Annotated in this window: 18 protein-coding genes; 17 read left to right on the forward strand and 1 reads right to left on the reverse strand. The window is 65.0% G+C overall.

Annotated elements, in window-relative coordinates; all coding sequences use genetic code 11:
- The 17 genes from AC07YR_RS03430 (at window position 1) to AC07YR_RS03510 (ending at window position 19,788) form a co-directional block, all read left to right on the forward strand.
- Window positions 1-1,476: a UDP-N-acetylmuramoyl-tripeptide--D-alanyl-D-alanine ligase gene (locus AC07YR_RS03430; protein ID WP_436057273.1), complete on the forward strand. Its 1,476-nt coding sequence runs from the start codon at window positions 1-3 to the stop codon at window positions 1,474-1,476.
- On the forward strand, window positions 1,473-2,582 hold the full coding sequence (mraY, locus tag AC07YR_RS03435; protein WP_055800114.1) for a phospho-N-acetylmuramoyl-pentapeptide-transferase: 1,110 nt from the start codon (window positions 1,473-1,475) through the stop codon (window positions 2,580-2,582). The genes AC07YR_RS03430 and mraY overlap by 4 nt, the downstream gene beginning before the upstream one ends.
- Window positions 2,564-4,165, forward strand: coding sequence for a UDP-N-acetylmuramoyl-L-alanine--D-glutamate ligase (gene murD / locus AC07YR_RS03440; RefSeq protein WP_494733048.1), 1,602 nt, complete (start codon window positions 2,564-2,566; stop codon window positions 4,163-4,165). Before mraY ends, murD begins: the two co-directional genes overlap by 19 nt.
- A 2-nt stretch (window positions 4,166-4,167) precedes the next feature.
- Window positions 4,168-5,550 (forward strand): putative lipid II flippase FtsW, encoded by a 1,383-nt coding sequence (gene ftsW / locus AC07YR_RS03445; RefSeq protein WP_494733049.1) that lies wholly within the window; start codon window positions 4,168-4,170, stop codon window positions 5,548-5,550.
- A 6-nt stretch (window positions 5,551-5,556) separates the two neighbouring features.
- Window positions 5,557-6,657: an undecaprenyldiphospho-muramoylpentapeptide beta-N-acetylglucosaminyltransferase gene (gene murG / locus AC07YR_RS03450; RefSeq protein ID WP_494733050.1), complete on the forward strand. Its 1,101-nt coding sequence runs from the start codon at window positions 5,557-5,559 to the stop codon at window positions 6,655-6,657.
- On the forward strand, window positions 6,654-8,057 hold the full coding sequence (murC, locus tag AC07YR_RS03455) for a UDP-N-acetylmuramate--L-alanine ligase (protein ID WP_494733051.1): 1,404 nt from the start codon (window positions 6,654-6,656) through the stop codon (window positions 8,055-8,057). Before murG ends, murC begins: the two co-directional genes overlap by 4 nt.
- On the forward strand, window positions 8,050-8,919 hold the full coding sequence (locus AC07YR_RS03460; protein ID WP_494733052.1) for a cell division protein FtsQ/DivIB: 870 nt from the start codon (window positions 8,050-8,052) through the stop codon (window positions 8,917-8,919). The genes murC and AC07YR_RS03460 overlap by 8 nt, the downstream gene beginning before the upstream one ends.
- 274 nt (window positions 8,920-9,193) lie before the next feature.
- Window positions 9,194-10,417, forward strand: coding sequence for a cell division protein FtsZ (gene ftsZ, locus AC07YR_RS03465; RefSeq protein WP_055800096.1), 1,224 nt, complete (start codon window positions 9,194-9,196; stop codon window positions 10,415-10,417).
- Between the two features lie 62 nt (window positions 10,418-10,479).
- Window positions 10,480-11,187, forward strand: coding sequence for a purine nucleoside phosphorylase YfiH/LACC1 family protein (locus AC07YR_RS03470; protein WP_494733053.1), 708 nt, complete (start codon window positions 10,480-10,482; stop codon window positions 11,185-11,187).
- Window positions 11,180-11,926 (forward strand): YggS family pyridoxal phosphate-dependent enzyme, encoded by a 747-nt coding sequence (locus AC07YR_RS03475; protein WP_436057279.1) that lies wholly within the window; start codon window positions 11,180-11,182, stop codon window positions 11,924-11,926. Before AC07YR_RS03470 ends, AC07YR_RS03475 begins: the two co-directional genes overlap by 8 nt.
- An 88-nt stretch (window positions 11,927-12,014) precedes the next feature.
- Complete coding sequence (locus tag AC07YR_RS03480) at window positions 12,015-12,551, forward strand: cell division protein SepF (protein WP_055800087.1); 537 nt, start codon at window positions 12,015-12,017, stop codon at window positions 12,549-12,551.
- Between the two features lie 117 nt (window positions 12,552-12,668).
- A complete protein-coding gene (locus AC07YR_RS03485; protein WP_028271742.1) occupies window positions 12,669-12,956 on the forward strand; it encodes a YggT family protein in 288 nt (95 codons plus the stop codon).
- A gap of 174 nt (window positions 12,957-13,130) precedes the next feature.
- Window positions 13,131-13,832 carry a DivIVA domain-containing protein gene (locus AC07YR_RS03490; protein ID WP_055800084.1) on the forward strand — a complete coding sequence of 234 codons (702 nt, stop codon included), beginning with the start codon at window positions 13,131-13,133 and terminating at the stop codon, window positions 13,830-13,832.
- Between the two features lie 133 nt (window positions 13,833-13,965).
- The gene (gene lspA / locus AC07YR_RS03495; protein WP_436057280.1) at window positions 13,966-14,532 is read left to right on the forward strand and encodes a signal peptidase II; all 567 of its coding nucleotides are present in this window, start codon (window positions 13,966-13,968) and stop codon (window positions 14,530-14,532) included.
- The gene (locus tag AC07YR_RS03500; RefSeq protein WP_494733054.1) at window positions 14,525-15,451 is read left to right on the forward strand and encodes an RluA family pseudouridine synthase; all 927 of its coding nucleotides are present in this window, start codon (window positions 14,525-14,527) and stop codon (window positions 15,449-15,451) included. Before lspA ends, AC07YR_RS03500 begins: the two co-directional genes overlap by 8 nt.
- A gap of 36 nt (window positions 15,452-15,487) precedes the next feature.
- Window positions 15,488-19,045 (forward strand): DNA polymerase III subunit alpha, encoded by a 3,558-nt coding sequence (gene dnaE / locus AC07YR_RS03505; protein ID WP_436057281.1) that lies wholly within the window; start codon window positions 15,488-15,490, stop codon window positions 19,043-19,045.
- A gap of 32 nt (window positions 19,046-19,077) precedes the next feature.
- Window positions 19,078-19,788 carry an SDR family NAD(P)-dependent oxidoreductase gene (locus AC07YR_RS03510; protein ID WP_494733055.1) on the forward strand — a complete coding sequence of 237 codons (711 nt, stop codon included), beginning with the start codon at window positions 19,078-19,080 and terminating at the stop codon, window positions 19,786-19,788.
- Between the two features lie 4 nt (window positions 19,789-19,792).
- Here AC07YR_RS03510 and AC07YR_RS03515 read toward each other — a convergent pair whose 3' ends face one another.
- Window positions 19,793-20,251, reverse strand: a complete 459-nt coding sequence (locus AC07YR_RS03515; RefSeq protein ID WP_436059294.1) for a flavin reductase family protein — start codon at window positions 20,249-20,251, stop codon at window positions 19,793-19,795.
- Window positions 20,252-20,286: the final 35 nt, after the last annotated feature.

The raw sequence follows: 20,286 nt of genomic DNA on the forward strand, positions 1-20,286 counted from the left end.
ATGATTGCATTTACTGCGGCGGAAATTGCCGAAATTACAGACGGCCGCCTTGCCGCCGATCCGACCATCACGCCCACGACAGTGGTCACGGATTCCCGGGAAGCCACAGAGGGGTCCCTCTACGTGGCGAAGCCCGGCGAGACTGCTGACGGCCACGACTTCATCGGCGCGGCCTTCGGGCGCGGCGCTGTCCTTGCCCTGGTGGAACGGGACGCTGCCGATCACTCCGGCAGTCCCCACCCCTCCATTGTGGTGGAAGACGCGGTCCTCGCCATGGGCGCTCTGGCCGCCGAATCCGTGCGCCGGATCCGGGCCCGACGCGAGGCCGAGGGTTCGGAGTTCACGGTTATCGGCATCACCGGTTCGGCCGGGAAAACCACCACCAAGGACCTCCTTGCCGGAATCCTTTCCGCGGAAGGCAATACTGTCTCGCCCCAAGGCTCCTACAACGGCGAAGTGGGAGTTCCGCTGACGGTATTCAAAGCCGGCTTCGGAACCCGTTACCTCGTGATCGAAATGGGCGCCACCGGGGTGGGACACATCCGCTACCTCGCAGACATGGTCCAGCCCGAGATCGGGGTGGTCCTGGGCATCGGTACCGCCCATGCCGGGGAGTTCGGCGGCGTGGACAACATCGCCGTTGCCAAGGGCGAACTCGTAGAAGCCCTCCCTGACAGCGGGACGGCCGTGCTCAACCTCGATGACGGCCGCGTCGCAGCCATGACAAGCAGGACCAAAGCGAACGTCCTGGGGTTCTCCGCGCAGGCCGCAGATGACGTCCCGGCCGCCGGACTGCGCGCCGTCCACGTCGAGACGAATGCGGCAGGCAATCCCGAGTTCGAGCTTCTCTTCCCAGGCGACGCCGCGGGGCACCAGGTCCGCAGCCGGCTGATCGGGGCGCACCATGTGACCAACCTCCTGGCGGCAGCCGGCGCGGCCTATGCCGCCGGCATCCCGGCGGAACGGATCACGGCATCCCTCAGCGCACAGACCGCCGCCAGCCGCTGGCGGATGGAACGCACCGAGCGGGCTGACGGCGTAACCATCATCAACGATGCCTACAACGCCAACCCTGAATCGATGCGGGCCGCGCTGCGGACGCTGGCGGACCTGGGCCGCGGACGCCGCACCTGGGCCGTCCTGGGCGCCATGCTGGAACTGGGCGACGAGTCCATTCGGGAGCACATGGCAGTGGGCACGCAGGTGGTGCGGCTCAACATTTCCCGCCTGGTGGTAGTTGGCCGCGAGGCGCGTTCGCTCTATGTCTCCGCCGTGAACGAAGGCTCATGGGGGGACGAATGCGTATTCGCTGAGTCCGTCGACGAAGCCTACGATCTGCTCCAACGGGAACTGGAACCCGGCGATCTGGTCCTCTTCAAGTCTTCCAACAGCGTGGGACTGAGGCATTTGGGGGATCGGATAGCATTACCCCCACAAGTCCGAGCAACCGCCAATGAAGGGAGCGAGTCGCTGTGATTGCACTGCTGATCGGCGCTGGCCTGGCCCTGCTGTTTGCATTGGTGGGAACCCCTCTGTTCATCCGTCTGCTGGTACGGAAGAGCTACGGCCAGTTCATCCGCGACGACGGACCTACCTCCCATCACACGAAACGCGGCACGCCGACCATGGGCGGTACCGTAGTGGTCTTCGCTGTCCTGCTGAGCTACGCGCTGACCCACCTCATTATGTGGATGCTGAATCCGCGGTCAGCCGGACCGTCGGCCTCTGCGCTCCTGCTGCTGTTCCTGATGGTGGGAATGGGCCTCGTAGGCTTCCTGGACGACTTCATCAAGATTTCCAAGCAGCGAAGCCTTGGCCTGGACGCAAAAGCCAAACTGGTGCTGCAGGGCGCCGTCGGCATCATTTTCGCCGTCCTGGCCTTGAATTTTCCCAATGCGGACGGCGTCACTCCGGCATCCACGCAGATCTCGCTGGTGCGGGACATCCCCTGGCTGAACCTTGCATTCGGCGGCACCGTCCTGGGCGCCATCCTGTTCGTTCTGTGGTCCAACCTGATCGTCACGGCGGCGACCAATGGCGTGAACCTCACGGACGGTCTGGACGGACTGGCTGCCGGGGCGTCGGTCATGGTGTTCGGCGCGTACACGCTGATGGGAATCTGGCAGAGCAACCAGGCCTGCGGCTCGCCGCGGCAGGCCGGCGGCGGCTGCTATTCGGTCCGGGACCCGCTGGACCTGGCACTCCTTGCCGCAATCCTCAGCGCTGCCCTGGTTGGCTTCCTGTGGTGGAACACGTCTCCGGCGAAGATCTTCATGGGCGACACCGGCTCGCTGGCCATCGGCGGCGCCGTTGCCGGTTTCGCCATCCTGTCCCGGACCGAACTGCTGCTCGCCTTCATCGGCGGACTCTTCGTCCTGATCACCCTTTCGGTGATCATCCAGGTGGGCTACTTCAAGATCACCAAGGGCAAGCGTTTCTTCAAAATGGCCCCGCTCCAGCACCACTTTGAACTCAAGGGCTGGGCGGAAGTCACCGTGGTGGTTCGGTTCTGGATCCTCGGCGGCCTCTTCGTCGCCGCAGGCCTTGGCATCTTCTACGCAGAATGGGTGGTCCTGCTGTGAGCAGTCCTATACCTTCGCCGCTGGCAACGTCTCCCCGGCTCGAGAACCTCGTGAGCTGGGACTCCGACTGGTCCGGCCTCCGGGTGGTCGTGACGGGCATCGGTGTATCCGGATTCGCTGCCGCCGACACCCTGATCGAACTCGGTGCCCGCGTGGTGGTAGTGGACGCGGCCACGAGCCCGAAGGCCCGCGCCCAGGCGGACACCCTGAAAATCGTCGGCGCCGTGGATGTCCTCCTCGGCGAGGATGCCGTGCACACCATGCCGAAGATCGACGGCCAGAAGCCGGACCTGATCGTGACCTCACCGGGATGGCGGCCGGACCAGGCCCTCCTCGCGTTGGCTGCCCGGACCCACATCCCGGTCTGGGGCGATGTGGAACTCGCCTGGCGGGTGCGTGAGCGGAGGGGCCGCAAGACCGCGGACTGGCTGACCATCACCGGAACGAACGGGAAGACCACAACCGTGGGCCTGACCGAATCCATGCTGCAGGCCGCCGGGCTCAAGGCCATCGCGGTCGGGAACGTCGGCACGCCCATCCTGGACGCCCTGCGGGATCCGGTGGAGTACGACGTCCTTGCGGTCGAACTGTCGAGTTTCCAGCTGCACTGGAGCCACTCCGTCTCTCCGGTGGCAAGTGTCTGCCTCAACGTCGCCGAGGACCACGTGGACTGGCACGGGTCCTACGCTTCGTACCTGGCCGACAAGGCCAAGGTCTACGAGCAGACCCAAAAGGCCTGCATCTACAACGCCGAACAGATCGAAACCGAGCGGATGGTGGAGGACGCGGACGTCGTGGAAGGCTGCCGCGCCGTCGGATTCACCACGCTGACGCCGGCCATCAGCATGCTCGGCGTGGTCGAGGGCCTCCTGGTGGACCGCGCCTTCATCGCCGAGCGCAAGGACAGCGCCGCCGAGCTTGCCGCCATGGCGGACCTCGGTCCGGTGGCACCGCGCCACATGGTGGCCAACGCCCTGGCAGCGGCAGCGCTGGTCCGGGCGTACGGTGTGGAACCACAGGCCGTGCGGCAGGGACTGAAGAACTACATTCCGGGAGAGCACCGGATCCAGCTCGTTGCCCGCCACAACGATGTGCTGTGGATCAACGACTCGAAAGCAACCAACCCGCACGCAGCGGCGGCGTCCCTGTCCGCGTTCAGCAACGTCATCTGGATTGCCGGCGGCCTCTCCAAGGGTGTGAGCTACGACGAGCTGGTCAAGGAACAGGCGGGCCGCCTGAAGGCCGTCGTCCTGATCGGAGCTGACACTGCCCCGCTCTCGGACGCCCTCAAGCGACACGCACCGGATGTCCCCGTGATCGGGCGCAGCAAGGGCGACACTGAAAATGTGCAGTCTGCCGAAACGGACGACGCCGGCACGGTGCCCTCGCCGATCTACGGGGAAACTGTAATGGCCCAGGCCGTAGCCGCGGCAGCGCAGCTGGCCTCTCCGGGGGACACTGTGCTGATGGCCCCGGCGGCTGCTTCCATGGATCAGTTCTCTTCCTACGCTCACCGTGGCGATGCCTTCATTGAAGCTGTCCGCGGGCTCGTGGAAGGGCAGGCTCAGACCGGCGAGGAGTAACAATGGTCAGCACGCCCACCCGTGCCCCGGCTGCCAAGCAGCGGGGTGCCACCCGGCTTCCCCCGGCTACGCGGACAGGCAAGGCCGCCGGGACCCGGCCGCCGTCACCCCAGGCTCCGGCCCGCGGGACTGCACGGGCAGGCCATGTGCCTCCGCTGGCCAGGCTCCGCGGCTGGTACCGAAGCTTCTGGGCGAAGCTGGAAGGAACCGGAAAGTCACGCAACGGTTCCACCTACTACCTCATCCTGGGTTCCACCCTCGCGCTTACGGCCATCGGCATCATGATGGTTCTGTCCGCGTCCAGCGTCGAGGCCATTGCCGCGGGGGAGTCGCCGTACACGGCAGCACTCAAACAGGGCATGTTCGCCGCCATCGGGGTGTTCCTGATGTTTGTGCTCTCGCGGGTTAATGTCGTCTGGCTTAAGCGCCTCGCCTGGCCGGGGATCGCCGGCGCCTATGTGCTCCTCGTCCTGGTCTTGCTCATCGGTACCAGCACCAACGGCAACCAGAACTGGATTGAATTCGGCGGCATCACCTTCCAGCCGTCAGAAGCGGCCAAACTGGCCCTCGCACTCTGGATGGCCACGGTGCTGGCCGTCAAGGCCAAACTGCTCCACCGCTGGCAGCATGTGGTGGTCCCGGTCCTTCCCATTGCCGCCGGCATCATCGGCCTCGTCCTGGCCGGAAATGACCTCGGCACCGGCATGATCATCATGATGATCATGGCCGCCGCCCTGTTCTTCGCCGGGGTCCCGCTCTACATGTTCGGCATAGCAGCTTTGATTGCCGTGGCGGGTGCCGGGTTCATGGCTGTGACAAGCTCAAACCGGATGTGCCGGATTACCTCGTGGTGGACCGGAAACTCCTGTGGCGAAGGCATCGACGCCAACTACCAGTCAACCAACGGCCTGTACGGACTGGCCTCCGGGGGGTGGCTCGGGGTCGGCCTGGGGCAAAGCCGGCAGAAGTACAGCTGGATCCCGGAAGCCCATAACGACTTCATCTTCGCGATCATCGGCGAGGAACTCGGCCTGGTGGGCACCGTCGTCGTACTCATCCTCTTTGCCATCCTCGGTGCCGCGATCTACCGCGTCGTGGTGGCGCAGGAGGACCTCTTCCACCGTGTGCTGGCCGGGACCATCATGGTGTGGCTCCTGGGCCAGGCCACCGTCAACATGTCCGTGGTCACCGGGCTCGTCCCTGTCATCGGAGTGCCGCTGCCGTTCATTTCCTATGGCGGTTCGGCGCTGCTGATGTCACTTTGCGCCGTCGGCGTAGTGTTGTCGTTGGCCCGGGAACAGATGGCGCCCAGCGTCCAGCCCAAGCGGCTCCTCAAGTTCCGCACCAAGGGCGGGCGCCCACACACCTCACGAAAGCGTAAATAGCACTTAATGAATGCCGAGTCTTTGTCAGTAGTCCTTGCCGGCGGCGGAACAGCGGGTCACATCAGTCCGCTGCTGGCCATAGCGGCCGCGTTGCGTGACGTGCGTCCGGACGTGCAACTCCTGGCCGTGGGAACGCCCAGCGGGATGGAGACCAGGCTGGTCCCGGCAGCCGGCCTTGAGCTGGCCACCATCGACCGCGTGCCCTTTCCCCGCAGGCCATCGCTCGACCTGCTGCGGCTCCCCGGACGGCTGGCGGGCGCGGTCAAACAGGCCGGAAAAATCCTCGACGACGCCCAGGCGGACGTTCTGGTCGGCGTTGGCGGCTACGTCTGCACGCCGCTCTACCTCGCTGCCCGGCGCCGCCGGATCCCCGTCGTCATCCATGAAGCCAACACGCGGGCCGGCCTGGCCAACAAAGTGGGCGCCCGGTTCAGCCATCATGTCGGCGTAGCCTTCGCCGGCACGAAACTCCGCGGGGCGCGCCACGTCGGCATGCCGATGCGCAAGGAAGTATCCGGGCTGGACCGTGCCGGCGCCCGGCAGGCGGCACGTGAACTGCTGGGGCTGGACCAGGACAAACCCGCGCTCATCGTCACCGGCGGCTCATCCGGTGCGCAGAGCATCAACCGGACGATCGCAGCGTCCGTGGAAGCACTGGCCAAGGCCGGCATCCAGACCCTCCACATCACCGGAAAGGGCAAGGTGGTCCTTGACGGCGAAGGAAAGCCCCTCGCCGCTGACGGCTACCGGCAAGTGGAGTATGTCGACGGCATGGAGAACATCTACGCGGCCGCCGACCTGCTGGTGGGGCGCGCAGGGGCCGCCACCGTCTGCGAAACCGCGGCCGTGGGTGTTCCGGCCGTGTTCATCCCGCTCCCGATCGGCAACGGCGAGCAGGCCCTCAACGCCGCCGGGCCGGTAGCGGCAGGAGGGGCGCTGGTCATTGATGACGAATCGTTCACGCCCGCGTGGGTCAGCAGTGAAATCATCCCGCTGCTGTCAGATCCCGCCCGCCTGGCGAAGATGGCAGCCAGCGCCGAAGCACTCGGTATCCGAAACGCAGATCAGCGCATGGCTGGTCTTGTCCTGGAAGCGGTAAGCAAATGACCACGCCCACAGCAGCTACGGGCACGCAGAGCCTTGAATCCCTGGGCCGCGTGCACTTCATCGGCGTGGGCGGCGTGGGCATGTCCGCCGTGGCCCGGATCATGGTGGCCCGAGGCGTCCCCGTGACCGGCTCCGACGCCAAGGACCTGCCCGTCATGGCGGACCTCGCCGCTGCAGGCGCAGGCATCCATGTGGGCTATGCCGCGGGCAACCTCGGTGCTGCCCAGTCCGTGGTGGCGGGCTCCGCCATCCGCCCGGACAATCCGGAACTCCTGGCCGCGCGTGACGCCGGGCTGCCCGTGCTGCACCGGTCCGAGGCGCTGGCGGCGACCATGGCCGGCGACCGTGTGGTCACGGTGGCCGGAACCCACGGGAAGTCAACCACGACTTCGATGATCACAGTGCTGCTGCAGGGCGCCGGCCTGGACCCCACGTTTGCAATCGGTGCCAACGTCCCGGCGCTGGGGGTCAACGCGGCCAGCGGCACGTCGGACATCTTCGTTGCCGAGGCCGACGAATCCGACGGATCGTTCCTGAACTACCGTCCGCACATTGCCGTTGTCACCAACGTCGAACCCGACCACCTTGACTACTACGGCACCGCCGAGGCCGTCTACGAGTCGTTTGACCGCTTCACCGAACTGCTCCCGGCCGACGGCGTCCTGGTGGCCTGTGCCGATGATCCCGGCGCCCGCGCGCTGGCGGAGCGGACAACGGCACGGGGCAACACCAGGGTGGTCACCTACGGCACTGCCGAAGACTCGCAGCTGAGGCTGCACGACGGCGGACCGGGCGACGTGTGGGTTTCCACCCCCGCGGGAAAGTTTGCGCTGGAGCTTCAGGTTCCCGGCCGCCATAACGCGCTCAATGCTGCCGCGGCATTCGCCGTGGCACTGGAACTGGGTATCGCCCCCGGCCCGGCCTCCGGCGCCCTGGCCCATTTCTCCGGAGCATCACGGCGCTTCGAATTCAAAGGCGAAGGGCGGGGCGTCCGGGTCTACGATGACTACGCCCACCACCCCACGGAAGTCCGGGCGGCGCTTGCTGCGGCACGATCCGTCGCAGGGAACCACAAGGTGCATGTCCTTTTCCAGCCGCACCTGTTTTCCCGCACACGCGAGTTTGCTGCCGAGTTTGCCGAAGCGCTCAACGCTGCCGACACCGCTCTGGTGCTGGACATCTACCCGGCCCGCGAGGATCCGATTCCCGGGGTCAGTAGCCAGCTGATCGGTGACCGCCTCTCCGGGGGCGGCCGGCTGGTTGCTGCCGACGATGCAGTCCGCGCCGTCGTCGCCAACGCGGCGCCCGGGGACATTGTGCTCACGGCCGGCGCCGGCGACGTTACCGTCTACGGCCCGCTGATCGTTGAGGCACTAGTGGCGGAGGCGCCGGGTGCCTAGTACGCGCCGGCCCACGTACAAGACGGGGGCACCCGCAGGCCGAGGAAAGGCCGAACCGGCAAGCGGCCGCTCAGACGTGATTTCCGCGTCCAGGCCCGCGCCCGCTGCCGACGTCGCATCTGCTCCCCAACGCGCCACGGACAATGTGCTGTCCTTCCCGGAACCCAAAGGCCGGCGGATCCGGCGGAACATCATCCTGGCTGTGTGCATCGTAGCTGCCCTGGTGGCCGGCCTGCTGGCAGCCGCCGTCTACTCGCCGGTGTTCGCCGTGCAGACCGTGTCCGTGGACGGAACCAAAATGCTCACGCCGCAGCAGGTCCAGGACGCGCTCAAGCCGCTGCACGGCAAGCCGTTGCCGCAGGTCCACGACGACGAGGTGAAGGAGCTGCTGCAACCCCTCGTCCAGGTCAAGGACGTGACCACCGAAGCGCGGCCGCCGTCGGTACTGGTGGTACACATCCAGGAACGCACCCCGGTCGCCCTGGTGAAGCAGGGGGACGTGTTCCAGCTCGTTGATGTTGACGGCGTGCAGCTAGGCACCACCCAGGAGCCGGGCAGCATCCTGTTGCCGGTGATCGACGGCGGGGCAGGGGTGATCGGCAAGGAACTTTTCAAGGCCATCACCGCGGTGCTGGCCGCGCTGCCTGCCGACGTCCTCGCCCGGCTGTCCGATGCGTCGGCGAAATCCGTTGATGCCGTCGAACTCAAACTTGTGGACGGACAAACCATTGTCTGGGGCAACGCGGGGGAGAAGGAGCTTAAGGCCAAGGTGCTCGAAGCCTTGCTCAAGGCGCCGGCCAACCCCAAGAATCCGGTCCAGGTCTACGATGTCAGCGTGCCGCGGCATCCCGTGACACGATAGTGGACGATCTCCCGGTGCAAGCAGCGGGACAGGCATTCACATGCGCTCTGGGGCCGGCAGGCCGGCGACCGTCATCCGCGGCGATTTCCGCTCTATTTAGCGGGTATTCCAACGACACGCGGATCAGGTCATTGAATGTCTCAGGCATAGGAAATAGCGTCACAGCATGAGTTACTTGACATAACTATAACCTTCAAGTCGAAGGTTAAGGTTTGAACTTTCAAGCACGACTCCATCAGTTTTCGCAATAGGACACGAACAAGGGACACGTAACGTGGCAGCTCCGCAGAATTACTTGGCCGTCATCAAGGTCGTCGGCATCGGCGGCGGTGGCGTGAACGCAGTCAACCGCATGATCGAAGTCGGTCTCCGCGGTGTCGAATTCATCGCAATCAACACCGATGCCCAGGCTCTGCTCATGAGCGATGCCGACGTCAAACTTGACGTCGGCCGCGAGCTGACGCGTGGTCTCGGAGCCGGTGCAAACCCGGAGGTCGGCAAGCAGGCGGCCGAGGATCACGCCGACGAGATCGAAGAGGTCATCCGCGGCGCGGACATGGTCTTCGTGACCGCCGGTGAAGGTGGCGGCACCGGCACTGGCGGCGCTCCTGTCGTGGCCCGCATTGCCCGTTCGCTCGGTGCGCTCACCATCGGCGTGGTCACCCGTCCGTTCACCTTCGAAGGCCGCCGTCGCGCAGGTTCCGCCGAGGCGGGCATCGACGCCCTCCGCGACGAAGTCGACACCCTGATCGTGATCCCCAACGACCGGCTCCTGTCCATCAGCGACCGCAATGTCTCGGTCCTGGACGCCTTCCGCTCCGCCGACCAGGTCCTGTTGTCCGGTGTCCAGGGCATCACCGACCTGATCACCACTCCGGGCCTGATCAACCTCGACTTCGCAGACGTCAAGTCCGTAATGCAGGGCGCGGGTTCCGCGCTGATGGGCATCGGTTCGGCACGCGGAGAGGACCGTGCGGTCAAGGCCGCGGAACTCGCCATCGCGTCGCCCCTCCTGGAAGCTTCGATCGACGGCGCCCACGGCGTCCTGCTGTCCATCCAGGGCGGCTCGGACCTCGGACTCTTCGAGATCAACGAGGCCGCCCGCCTCGTGCAGGAAGTGGCCCACCCTGAAGCCAACATCATCTTCGGTGCCGTCATCGACGACGCCCTCGGCGATGAGGCCCGCGTGACGGTCATTGCGGCTGGCTTCGACGACGTCAAAGCCACCTCGCCGTCCATGGACCAGTCGCAGCCGCAGGCAGCCCCGCAGCGCCCGGCTGCGCCCGCCTCAGCCCCTGCCCCCGCGCAGGCGCCGTCGCAGCACGTTCAGCCCGTGCACGCCGGCATCGGAGCGTCGGGTCTCAGCAACTGGGGTCAGCAGCGTCCCTCTGCCGTCCCCGCCGACTCCGGCTTCGACGTCGACCTTCCCTCGGTAGTGGAGCCGGACCTGTCCGGCAGCCGCTCCGACGACCTGGATGTCCCTGACTTCCTGAAGTAAGCACTTCCCGAAGTAGGCATTGGCAGGACGTTTTATCAGCTCGTCAGTTAGCGGTGTTTTGATTGTTTTGGTGGCGAACCGAAGTCCGGCCCGGCGTCTGGGTGGCATTCACTGACGCCGGGGCCGGAAACCTCGCCCTCCACGTGGGGGACGATCCGGCCGAAGTGCTTCGCCGGCGTGAACTCCTTGAGGCCGAAGCCGGCCTGGCGGCCGGCGGCTTCCAGTACATGAACCAGGTTCACGGCAACGCCGTAGCCTTTATCGGCGACGGCGATGAGGCGGCCTGCCCTGCCGCCCCGACCGCAGATGCAATGGTGTCCTCCGGGCGTCCGCTGGCGGTTATGGTGGCGGACTGCGTCCCTGTAGTCCTTGCCGGGACAACATCGGGGGGACAACCGGTCCTGGCTGTTGCCCATGCGGGGCGCCCGGGAGTGGCCAGCGGGGTCCTCCCGGCAACCGTGGATCGCATGCGCGCCGAGGGGGCCGAAGACATCCGGGCCTGGATCGGCCCGTCAATCTGCGGATCCTGCTACGAAGTGCCGGAAGGCATGCGGACCGATGTCGCCGCGGTGGTCCCTGCCACATGGACCACAACATCCTGGGGCACCCCCGGCCTGGACCTTCCGGCCGGGGCGCGCAGCCAGCTGGAGGCCCGCGGGGTCGTCGTGGAGTATTCCGGACCCTGCACCCTCGAAAACGAAAATCTGTTCTCCTACCGCGGGAACCCGGCCACGGGCCGGTTCGCCGGGTTGGTGTGGACCAGTGAGTGAACCCCGTGACGTAACAGCTGCGGACGACCCCCGCCTGCTCCAAATTCAGGACCGCCTGGCCGCGGTCCGGCGGAGGATTGCCGCCGCCACGGAAGCCGCCGGCCGGCAGGACAACCCGCCGGAGCTGATCGTGGTGACTAAATTCCACCCTGCTGACGATGTTCGCAGGCTGGCTGCCTTGGGTGTCACCGACGTCGGAGAGAACAGGGACCAGGAAGCGTCGGAAAAGGCCTCCGCGCTCAGCGACCTCGGACTCCGCTGGCATTTTGTGGGGCAGCTGCAGAGCAATAAGGCAAAGTCCGTTGTGCGGTATGCCCATGCCATCCATTCCGTGGACCGGCCGCAGCTGGCGGCCGCCCTTGCCCGGTCCGTGGCCGCGGAGCAGGAGCGGACCGGCCGGGGTCCGCTCGAGTGCTTCATCCAGGTCAGCCTGGACGAGGACGCCGGAAGCCACCGGGGCGGGGCGAGCCGCTTGGAGGTTCCGGCCCTGGCTGACCAGTTGGCCGGATCGCCGGGCATTGTGCTGGCCGGCCTGATGGCGGTGGCTCCGCTGGGTTCGGATCCGGAGGCGTCGTTCGCCAAACTGGCCGAAATCTCGGCGCAGCTGCTCAGGGACCACCCCTCGGCTTCGGGGATCTCCGCAGGCATGAGCCAGGATCTTGAATCGGCCGTCAGGGCGGGTGCGACACACCTGAGAATAGGCTCGGATATATTGGGTTCGCGTCCTGCGTTGAGGTAGCGTCAAAGTATTGGAAGAGAATGGCGGGGATTCCAATACTGTCAAGTCAACTCAGCGGCCCGCTTACGGACACGATTAGGAGTCGACCATGGCTGGCGCTCTGCGCAAGACAATGATCTATCTTGGGCTCGCCGATGGCGATGAACACTACGAGTCTGAGCACCACACACCGCACAAAGACGAGGACGATTCAATGGAGCATGACCGCGAGGAACGCCGGGCGCCGGCGCCCGTCCGCGAGGTCACCCGGGAAACGCCGACTCCACACGCCGCCGAAGAGGAATATCGCGCCCCTGTGACACCTATCAAGCGCGCGGCCTCGAGCCGCGAAGAGACCACCGGACTCCGCCAGATCACCACGATCCACCCGCGGTCCTACAATGACGCCAAGCTGATCGGCGAAAGCTTCCGTGACGGCATCCCTGTCATCATGAACGTCACGGACATGGGTGAAGCCGACGCCAAGCGCCTGGTCGATTTCTCCGCCGGCCTGGTGTTCGGCCTCCGCGGCAGCATCGAACGGGTCACGAACAAAGTGTTCCTGCTCTCGCCGTCGTACATCGAGGTCATCGGCGATGACAAGAAGGTCAGCGAGACCCAGGCCAGCTTCTTCAACCAGAGCTAGCTCCGGACCCGAACGGATGCCAGGCAGGACACCTGTCTGGCATCCGTGCTGAAATAGATAAGAATGGCAACAGGAGACTGCGGGATCCGGAATGAACATGGAGATATGAGTTAACTCATGGGAATTGTTTTCGGACTTATCTATATCGCTTTATTATTCGTATTTGTGGCATTGATCATCCGGCTGGTCTACGACTGGGTGCAGATGTTTGCCCGTGAGTGGCGGCCCCGGGGTGCAGCGCTGGTGGCGGCCCACACTGTCTACTCCGTCACAGATCCGCCCCTGAAGGTGCTGAGGCGCCTCATTCCGCCCTTGCGCCTGGGCGGGATTTCGCTGGATCTCGGATTTTTGCTGTTCTTCATAGCCATCAGCGTGGCTATGGCAATCGTACGGAATCTCGCGTAATTTTCATTACAGCTTGCGGCGCAGTAGCGGGACGGGAAACCGCCATCCACGGCATCGTGTAGAAACTCCGGTTTGACACCTCAGTGTTGAATTAGAGGAACCAGACCATATTTAGGTACCGTAGTTTTGACGGCCGGAAGGCCTACTGACTAACTAGACCAACGAGGTGACCAGATGGCTTTGACGCCAGAAGACGTTGTCAACAAGCGCTTTCAGCCGACCAAGTTCCGCGAAGGCTACGACCAGGACGAAGTTGACGACTTCCTGGACGAAATCGTCGTCGAACTGCGCCGCCTGAACCAAGAGAACGACGAGCTTCGCAAGAAGCTTGCCGAGAGCGGCTCAGGCACGCCCGCCAGCTCCGCAGTAGCGGCGCCGGTGGTGGAGAAGGTCCCCGCGCCGGTCAAGGCTGAAAAGGACGAATCCCGGGCCAAGGCTGAAGCCGAGGCCAAGGCCGCCGCCGAAGCCAAGAAGAAGGCTCCCGAGCCGGCAGCGGCTCTTGCACCGGTAGCAGCTCCGGCTGCCCCTTCCGCGGTCAACCCGACCGCGGAGTCCGCCGCCGGCCTCCTGGCCATGGCGCAGCAGATGCACGACAAGCACGTCGCAGATGGCCAGCAGCAGAAGGACAAGATCATCGCGGAAGCGCAGATCGAAGCCAGCAGCCTGGTCAACGACGCGCAGGAGAAGTCCCGCAAGATCCTTGGCGCCCTGGAACAGCAGCGGTCTGTCCTGGAGCGCAAGGTGGAACAGCTGCGCGGCTTCGAGCGCGACTACCGTTCACGCCTGAAGGCTTACATCGAAGGTCAGCTCCGCGACCTGGATGCCCGCGGTTCCGTGGCTGCGCCCGAGGTTGGCGACGGCAGCCCCGCTGTTTAGCAAGTATTCTGAAAGCCGGTGGCTGAGGACTCCTCGGCCGCCGGCTTTTGCCATTAACCGCTACCGGCGCTGCCGGCAGCGGGCACCAGCATCTTCCCTCCAGTCCCGGGACTGGCTCCTGAATGAAAGCTTTATGACTGACGAAACAGCACCTGCCGCAGCGCAGCCAGCAACGACGCAAGCCCGGCCGCGAAAGGCGGTCCTGCTGACGCTCTTCGCCGGCTTCGCTGTTTTCGCCTACGTCTTCGACCAGCTCACCAAGCTGTGGGTCACCTCCACCATGGTGGAGGGGGAGCGCATCCCGGTGCTGCCCCCGCTGCTGCACTGGTATTACATCAGGAACTCCGGGGCCGCGTTTTCCATCGGCGAGAATGTCACCTGGGTTTTCACCATCATCATGGCCGGCGTCTCCATCGCCATTCTTTTCCAGCTGCGGAAACTAGGTTCCGCCTGGTGGTCCCTGGCGCTTGGCCTGCTTCTGGGCGGTGCCCTGGGCAACCTCACGGACCGGCTGTTCCGTGAACCGTCCTTCGCCATGGGCCACGTGGTGGACTTCATCCAGTTGCCCAATTTTGCGATCTTCAATATCGCCGATTCCGCTGTTGTCTCCGCCGTCGTGATCATCTGCCTGCTGACGCTCCGCGGTATTTCACTTGACGGTTCACGGATCCAGAAACCGGCGGGGCGCACCGATGCCTGAGAAACTCACCGTTCCCGAAGAGCTGGCCGGCACCCGCGTCGATGCGGGACTCGCCAGGCTGATGGGCATATCCCGGTCCCAGGCGGCCACCCTGATCGCCGAGGGCAACGTCAGCTCCGCAGGCAAGGCCGTGGGCAAGTCCCTGAAGCTGGCCTCCGGCACCGTGCTGGAAGTCGTTGTCCCGGAACGCCGGGACCCCCTGGAAGTCGTGGAGGAAGTTGTGGAAGGCCTGAAGGTATTGCTGGACGATGAGGACTTCGTCGTCATCGACAAGCCGGTGGGTGTGGCCGCCCACCCGTCCCCGGGCTGGGTGGGACCCACCGTGGTGGGGGGACTGGCCGGGCTCGGTTACCGGATTTCGACGTCGGGAGCACCCGAGCGGGCGGGCATCGTGCACCGCCTCGACGTCGGCACGTCGGGGGTCATGGTGGTGGCCAAGTCCGAACGCGCCTATACGGCGCTCAAACGCGCTTTCAAGGAGCGCACCGTGGACAAGGTCTACCACGCAGTGGTCCAGGGTCTGCCGGATCCCCTGGCGGGCACGATCGATGCACCCATCGGCCGCCACCCCGGCCATGACTGGCGCTTTGCCGTCATAGAGGACGGCCGGGAATCCGTGACCCACTACGAGGTCCTGGAGGCCTTCGGGAAGGCTTCACTCGTGGAAGTGCACCTGGAAACCGGCCGCACCCACCAGATCCGGGTCCACTTTTCGGCCCTGCGCCACCCCTGCGCCGGTGACCTGACCTACGGAGCCGATCCGCGGCTTGCCGCAACCCTGGGACTGACCCGGCAGTGGCTTCACGCCCGGCAGCTCGGGTTCGACAGTCCCAGGACCGGAGAGCGCGTGACAGTCACCAGTGAGTACCCGCAGGATCTCGCGTATGCACTCGAAGTTCTAGCCTCCGGGGACGCCTGAGCCGGAATTGTCCCTGCCCGGCACTAGAATGGTCCGGTGACTTCCAGCAACGACTCGTTTGTCCATCTCCACAACCACACCGAGTACTCGATGCTGGACGGCGCCGCCCGGCTCGGTGAGCTCTTCGATGAAACCGAGCGGCTGGGAATGCCCGCGCTGGCCACCACCGACCATGGCTACCTCTTCGGCGCGTTCGATTTCTGGAAGAGGGCCACGGACAAGGGCATCAGGCCGATCATCGGCGTCGAAGCCTATGTGACTCCCGGGACCGCCCGCGGTGACAAGAGCCGCGTCCGCTGGGGCGAGGAAAGCCAGCGCAAGGACGACGTCTCCGGCGGTGGCTCGTACACCCACATGACCCTGCTGAGCTACAACAACGTGGGCATGCGGAACCTGTTCCGTGCCTCGTCGATCGCTTCGCTGGACTCGGTGTTCGGCAAATGGCCCCGGCTGGACCGCGAGCTGCTCAACACCTACTCGGAAGGGCTCATCGCCACCACCGGCTGCCCGTCCGGTGAGGTGCAGACCCGGCTGCGGCTCGGCCAGTACCGCGAAGCGCTGGAGGCTGCTGCAGAGTTCCGCGACATCTTCGGCGCGGAGAACTACTTCTGCGAACTCATGGACCACGGCCTGGATATCGAGCGGCGCGTCACAGGCGACCTCCTGCGCCTGGCCAAGGACCTGAACCTGCCGCTGGTGGCCACCAATGACCTGCACTACACGCACGAGCACGATGCGAAGGCGCATGAGGCCCTGCTGGCCATCCAGTCCGGGTCCACCCTCCTGGAACCGACCTACGACAACGGCGGCTCCCGGTTTGCCTTCTCCGGCAGCGGCTACTACCTGAAGTCACCGCAGGAAATGCGCGAACTCTTCCGCGACCACCCCGACGCGTGCGACAACACGCTGCTGATCGCCGAGCGCTGTGAAGTCTCGTTCAACACGGGCGCCAACTACATGCCACGCTTCCCTTGCCCCGAGGGGGAGGACGAGACGTCCTGGCTGGTCAAGGAAGTCGACAAGGGACTCCAGTACCGCTACCCGAAGGGCATCCCGGACAAGGTCCGCCAACAGGCCGACTATGAGCTCGAAGTCATCACCTCCATGGGATTCCCGGGCTACTTCCTCGTGGTGGCCGACTTCATCAACTGGGCCAAGAACAACGGCATCCGCGTGGGCCCCGGGCGTGGCTCCGGTGCAGGTTCCATGGTGGCCTACGCCATGCGCATCACCGACCTGGATCCGCTGCACCACGGCCTGATCTTCGAACGCTTCCTCAACCCGGACCGTGTTTCCATGCCTGACTTCGACGTCGACTTCGATGACCGGCGCCGCTCCGAAGTCATCGACTACGTCACGCGCAAATACGGCGACGAACGCGTGGCCATGATCGTCACGTACGGCACCATCAAGACCAAGCAGGCCCTGAAGGACTCCTCGCGCGTCCTGGGCTACCCCTTCAGCATGGGTGAGACGCTGACCAAGGCGCTGCCGCCGGCGGTGATGGCCAAGGACATTCCGCTGGCCGACATTCAGAACAAGGACGCAAAGCGCTACGGCGAAGCCGGTGACTTCCGCCAGCTGATCAGCACCGACCCGGAAGCCGCCAAAGTCTTCGAAACGGCACTGGGTATCGAAGGCCTGAAACGGCAGTGGGGCGTGCACGCCGCCGGTGTCATCATGTCCTCGGACCCCATCATCGACGTGATTCCGATCATGCGCCGCTTCCAGGACGGCCAGGTCATCACGCAGTTCGACTACCCGACGTCCGAAGGCCTCGGCCTCATCAAGATGGACTTCCTCGGCCTGCGGAACCTGACGATCATTTCGGACGCCCTGGAAAACATCAAGATGAACCGCGGCATCGATCTTGACCTCGAAACCCTGGAACTCGACGACACCGCTTCCTACGAGCTGCTGGCCCGGGGTGACACCCTGGGCGTGTTCCAGCTTGACGGCGGCCCCATGCGTTCGCTGCTCAAGCTCATGAAGCCTGACAACTTCGAAGACATCTCCGCGGTGCTGGCCCTGTACCGGCCCGGCCCCATGGGTGCCAACGCCCACACCGACTACGCGCTGCGCAAGAACAAGATCCAGGAAGTCATTCCGATCCATCCGGAGCTGGAAGAACCGCTCTCCGAAATCCTGGGCGGCACCTACGGGCTGATCGTGTACCAGGAGCAGGTCATGGCCGTGGCGCAGAAGCTCGCCGGCTACACGCTGGGCCAGGCCGACATCCTGCGCCGTGCCATGGGCAAGAAGAAGAAGTCCGAACTGGACAAACAGTTCGCCGGCTTCTCGCAGGGCATGCAGGACAACGGATATTCCATGGCCGCCGTCAAGACCCTCTGGGACATCCTGCTTCCGTTCTCCGACTACGCCTTCAACAAGGCGCACTCGGCCGCGTACGGCGTAATCTCCTATTGGACCGCGTACCTCAAGGCGCACTATGCGCCGGAGTACATGGCTGCCCTGCTGACCTCGGTGGGCGATGACAAGGACAAATCGGCGATCTACCTGAATGAATGCCGGCGCATGGGCATCACGGTGCTGCCGCCCGATGTCAACGAGTCAGCCCTCAACTTCACCCCTGTGGGCAACGACATCCGCTTCGGGATGGGCGCAATCCGCAACGTCGGCGTGAACGCCGTCGAAGCCATGGTGGCGGCGCGGGAAAAGGAAGGCGCGTACACGTCCTTCAAGGACTACCTCATGAAGGTCCCTGCGGTGGTGTGCAACAAACGCACCATTGAATCGCTGATCAAGGCTGGCGCGTTCGACTCCCTGAACCACCATCGGCGCGCGCTTGCCATGATCCATGAAGAAGCCATCGACTCCGTCATCACCCTCAAGCGCAACGAAGCGATCGGGCAGTTCGACCTCTTCGCGGGTTTCGACGAGGCCGAATCCGAAGCGTCCCTGAGCATCGAAATCCCGGACCTTCCCGAGTGGGAGAAAAAGGACAAGCTCTCCTTCGAACGCGACATGCTGGGCCTCTACGTCTCGGACCACCCGCTGCAGGGCCTCGAAGGGCTGCTGAGCCAGCACGCCGACCAGTCCATCACCTCGGTCATCGCAGAGGACGGCCCGCACGACGGCGCCATCATCACCATTGCGGGCATGATCACCTCGCTGAGCCGGCGGATCGCGAAAGCCAGCGGAAACGCCTATGCCCGCGCGGAAATCGAGGACCTGGGCGGTTCCATGGAGGTCATGTTCTTCGGCCAGGTCTACGGTCCCATTGCGTCCGTTCTGGCTGAAGACCTGATCGTGGTGGTCAAGGGCAGGCTGCAGCGCCGTGACGACGGCGCCGTCGCCCTGAACTGCATGGAGCTGTCCGTCCCGGACCTCAGCGAAGGCCTGAACGGGCCCCTGGTGATCACCATGCAGACGCACAAGGCGACCGAGGCCGTGGTGACCGAGCTGGGGGACGTGCTGAGGACCCACCGGGGCAACTCGGAGGTCAGGCTGCACCTGCAGGGAGACACCAGGGTGGAAGTGATGGCGCTTCCTGTGCACCTGAGGGTCAACCCGAGCCCATCACTGTTCGGCGACCTGAAGGTGCTGCTCGGACCCACCTGCCTGGACAGCTAGTTGCCTGGACAGCCAATGCGCCTGGACATCCGGTGAACCCGGCCCCGGGCGTCGCGGTGATTTCCGGCGCGGGGAGGGGCTTCGGTGCCGCCCTCACGGCGGTCCTTGCGGCCGAAGAATGGACGGTCTACGGCATTGTCAGGCCGGGCTACGCGGCAAACGCCGGGACTGACGGCAGGGTGCGGTTCCTGGAATGGGACATTGCGCATTCCTGCCCCGAGGAAGTGTCGCAGGCTCTTGCGGAAACCAGCATCGACGTCGTGGTCAATAATGCCGCGGTGGGCAGCAGCCAGAAGACGCTGGCGGCAGTTGACCCCGATTCCCTTGCGCAGCTCTTCGACAATAACGTCGCGGGCGCAGTCAGGGTGACCCAGGCGTCGCTGGCCGGGCTGCTTCGCCCGAGTGCAGGCGGCCGCCGGCCCCTCGTGGTCAATGTGTCGTCCCGGCTGGGCTCGGCCGCTCTGCAGGCGAACGGTGAATTCGCCGGCTTCGGGACGAGTTACGGCTACCGGCTCGGCAAAGCGGCGCTCAACATGCTGACGCTTAGCCTGCATGAGGAATTCGGCGCGGAACTGGACGTTTGGTCCGTGCATCCGGGAGCACTGGCGACCGGGATGGGACGAAGCGGTGCGTCGAAGGAGCCCGCGACGGCGGCCAAAGAGCTGCTGCGGGAGCTTTCCGAACCCGGTGGCAGCAGTCCGCGGTTCTTCGAACTCGGATCGTCCGCGCCGTTGCCCTGGTAGAGCGCTAGATTTCGTAGTCGAGCGGGACGGGCTGGCTGTAGGCGCCGGAGTGGTAAAGCAGCGGAGAGCCGTCCTCGCCCACTTGTCCTTCCACGACTTCCACCACGACCACCGCGTTGTTCTCAAAGGAGAGGCGCATCTGGATCTTGCCGATCAGCCATCCGGCGACGTCCTTGAGGACTGGTACATCGTGCGGTCCAAGTTCCCAATGGTCGCCCTCAAACCGGTTCTTGGTCCGTGCGAAGCGGTCCGCAAGTTCCTGGTTCTCCAGCCCAAGCATGTGGACACCAATGTGCGTGGTGTTGGCGATGGCCGGCCATGAACTGGAGCTGCGGGCCATGTTGAAGGTAAAACGCGGCGGCTGGGCGGACAGCGAGGCCACGGAGGTGGCCGTGAATCCGTACGGGATGCCGTTGTAGTTCACCGTGATAATTGCCACGCCGGCCGCATGCCGGCGGAACATCTCCTTGAACGTGCCTTCGAAGGCTGCGTTATCTG

The organism is Arthrobacter sp. GW460-12-1-14-TSB2, assembly GCF_059423525.1.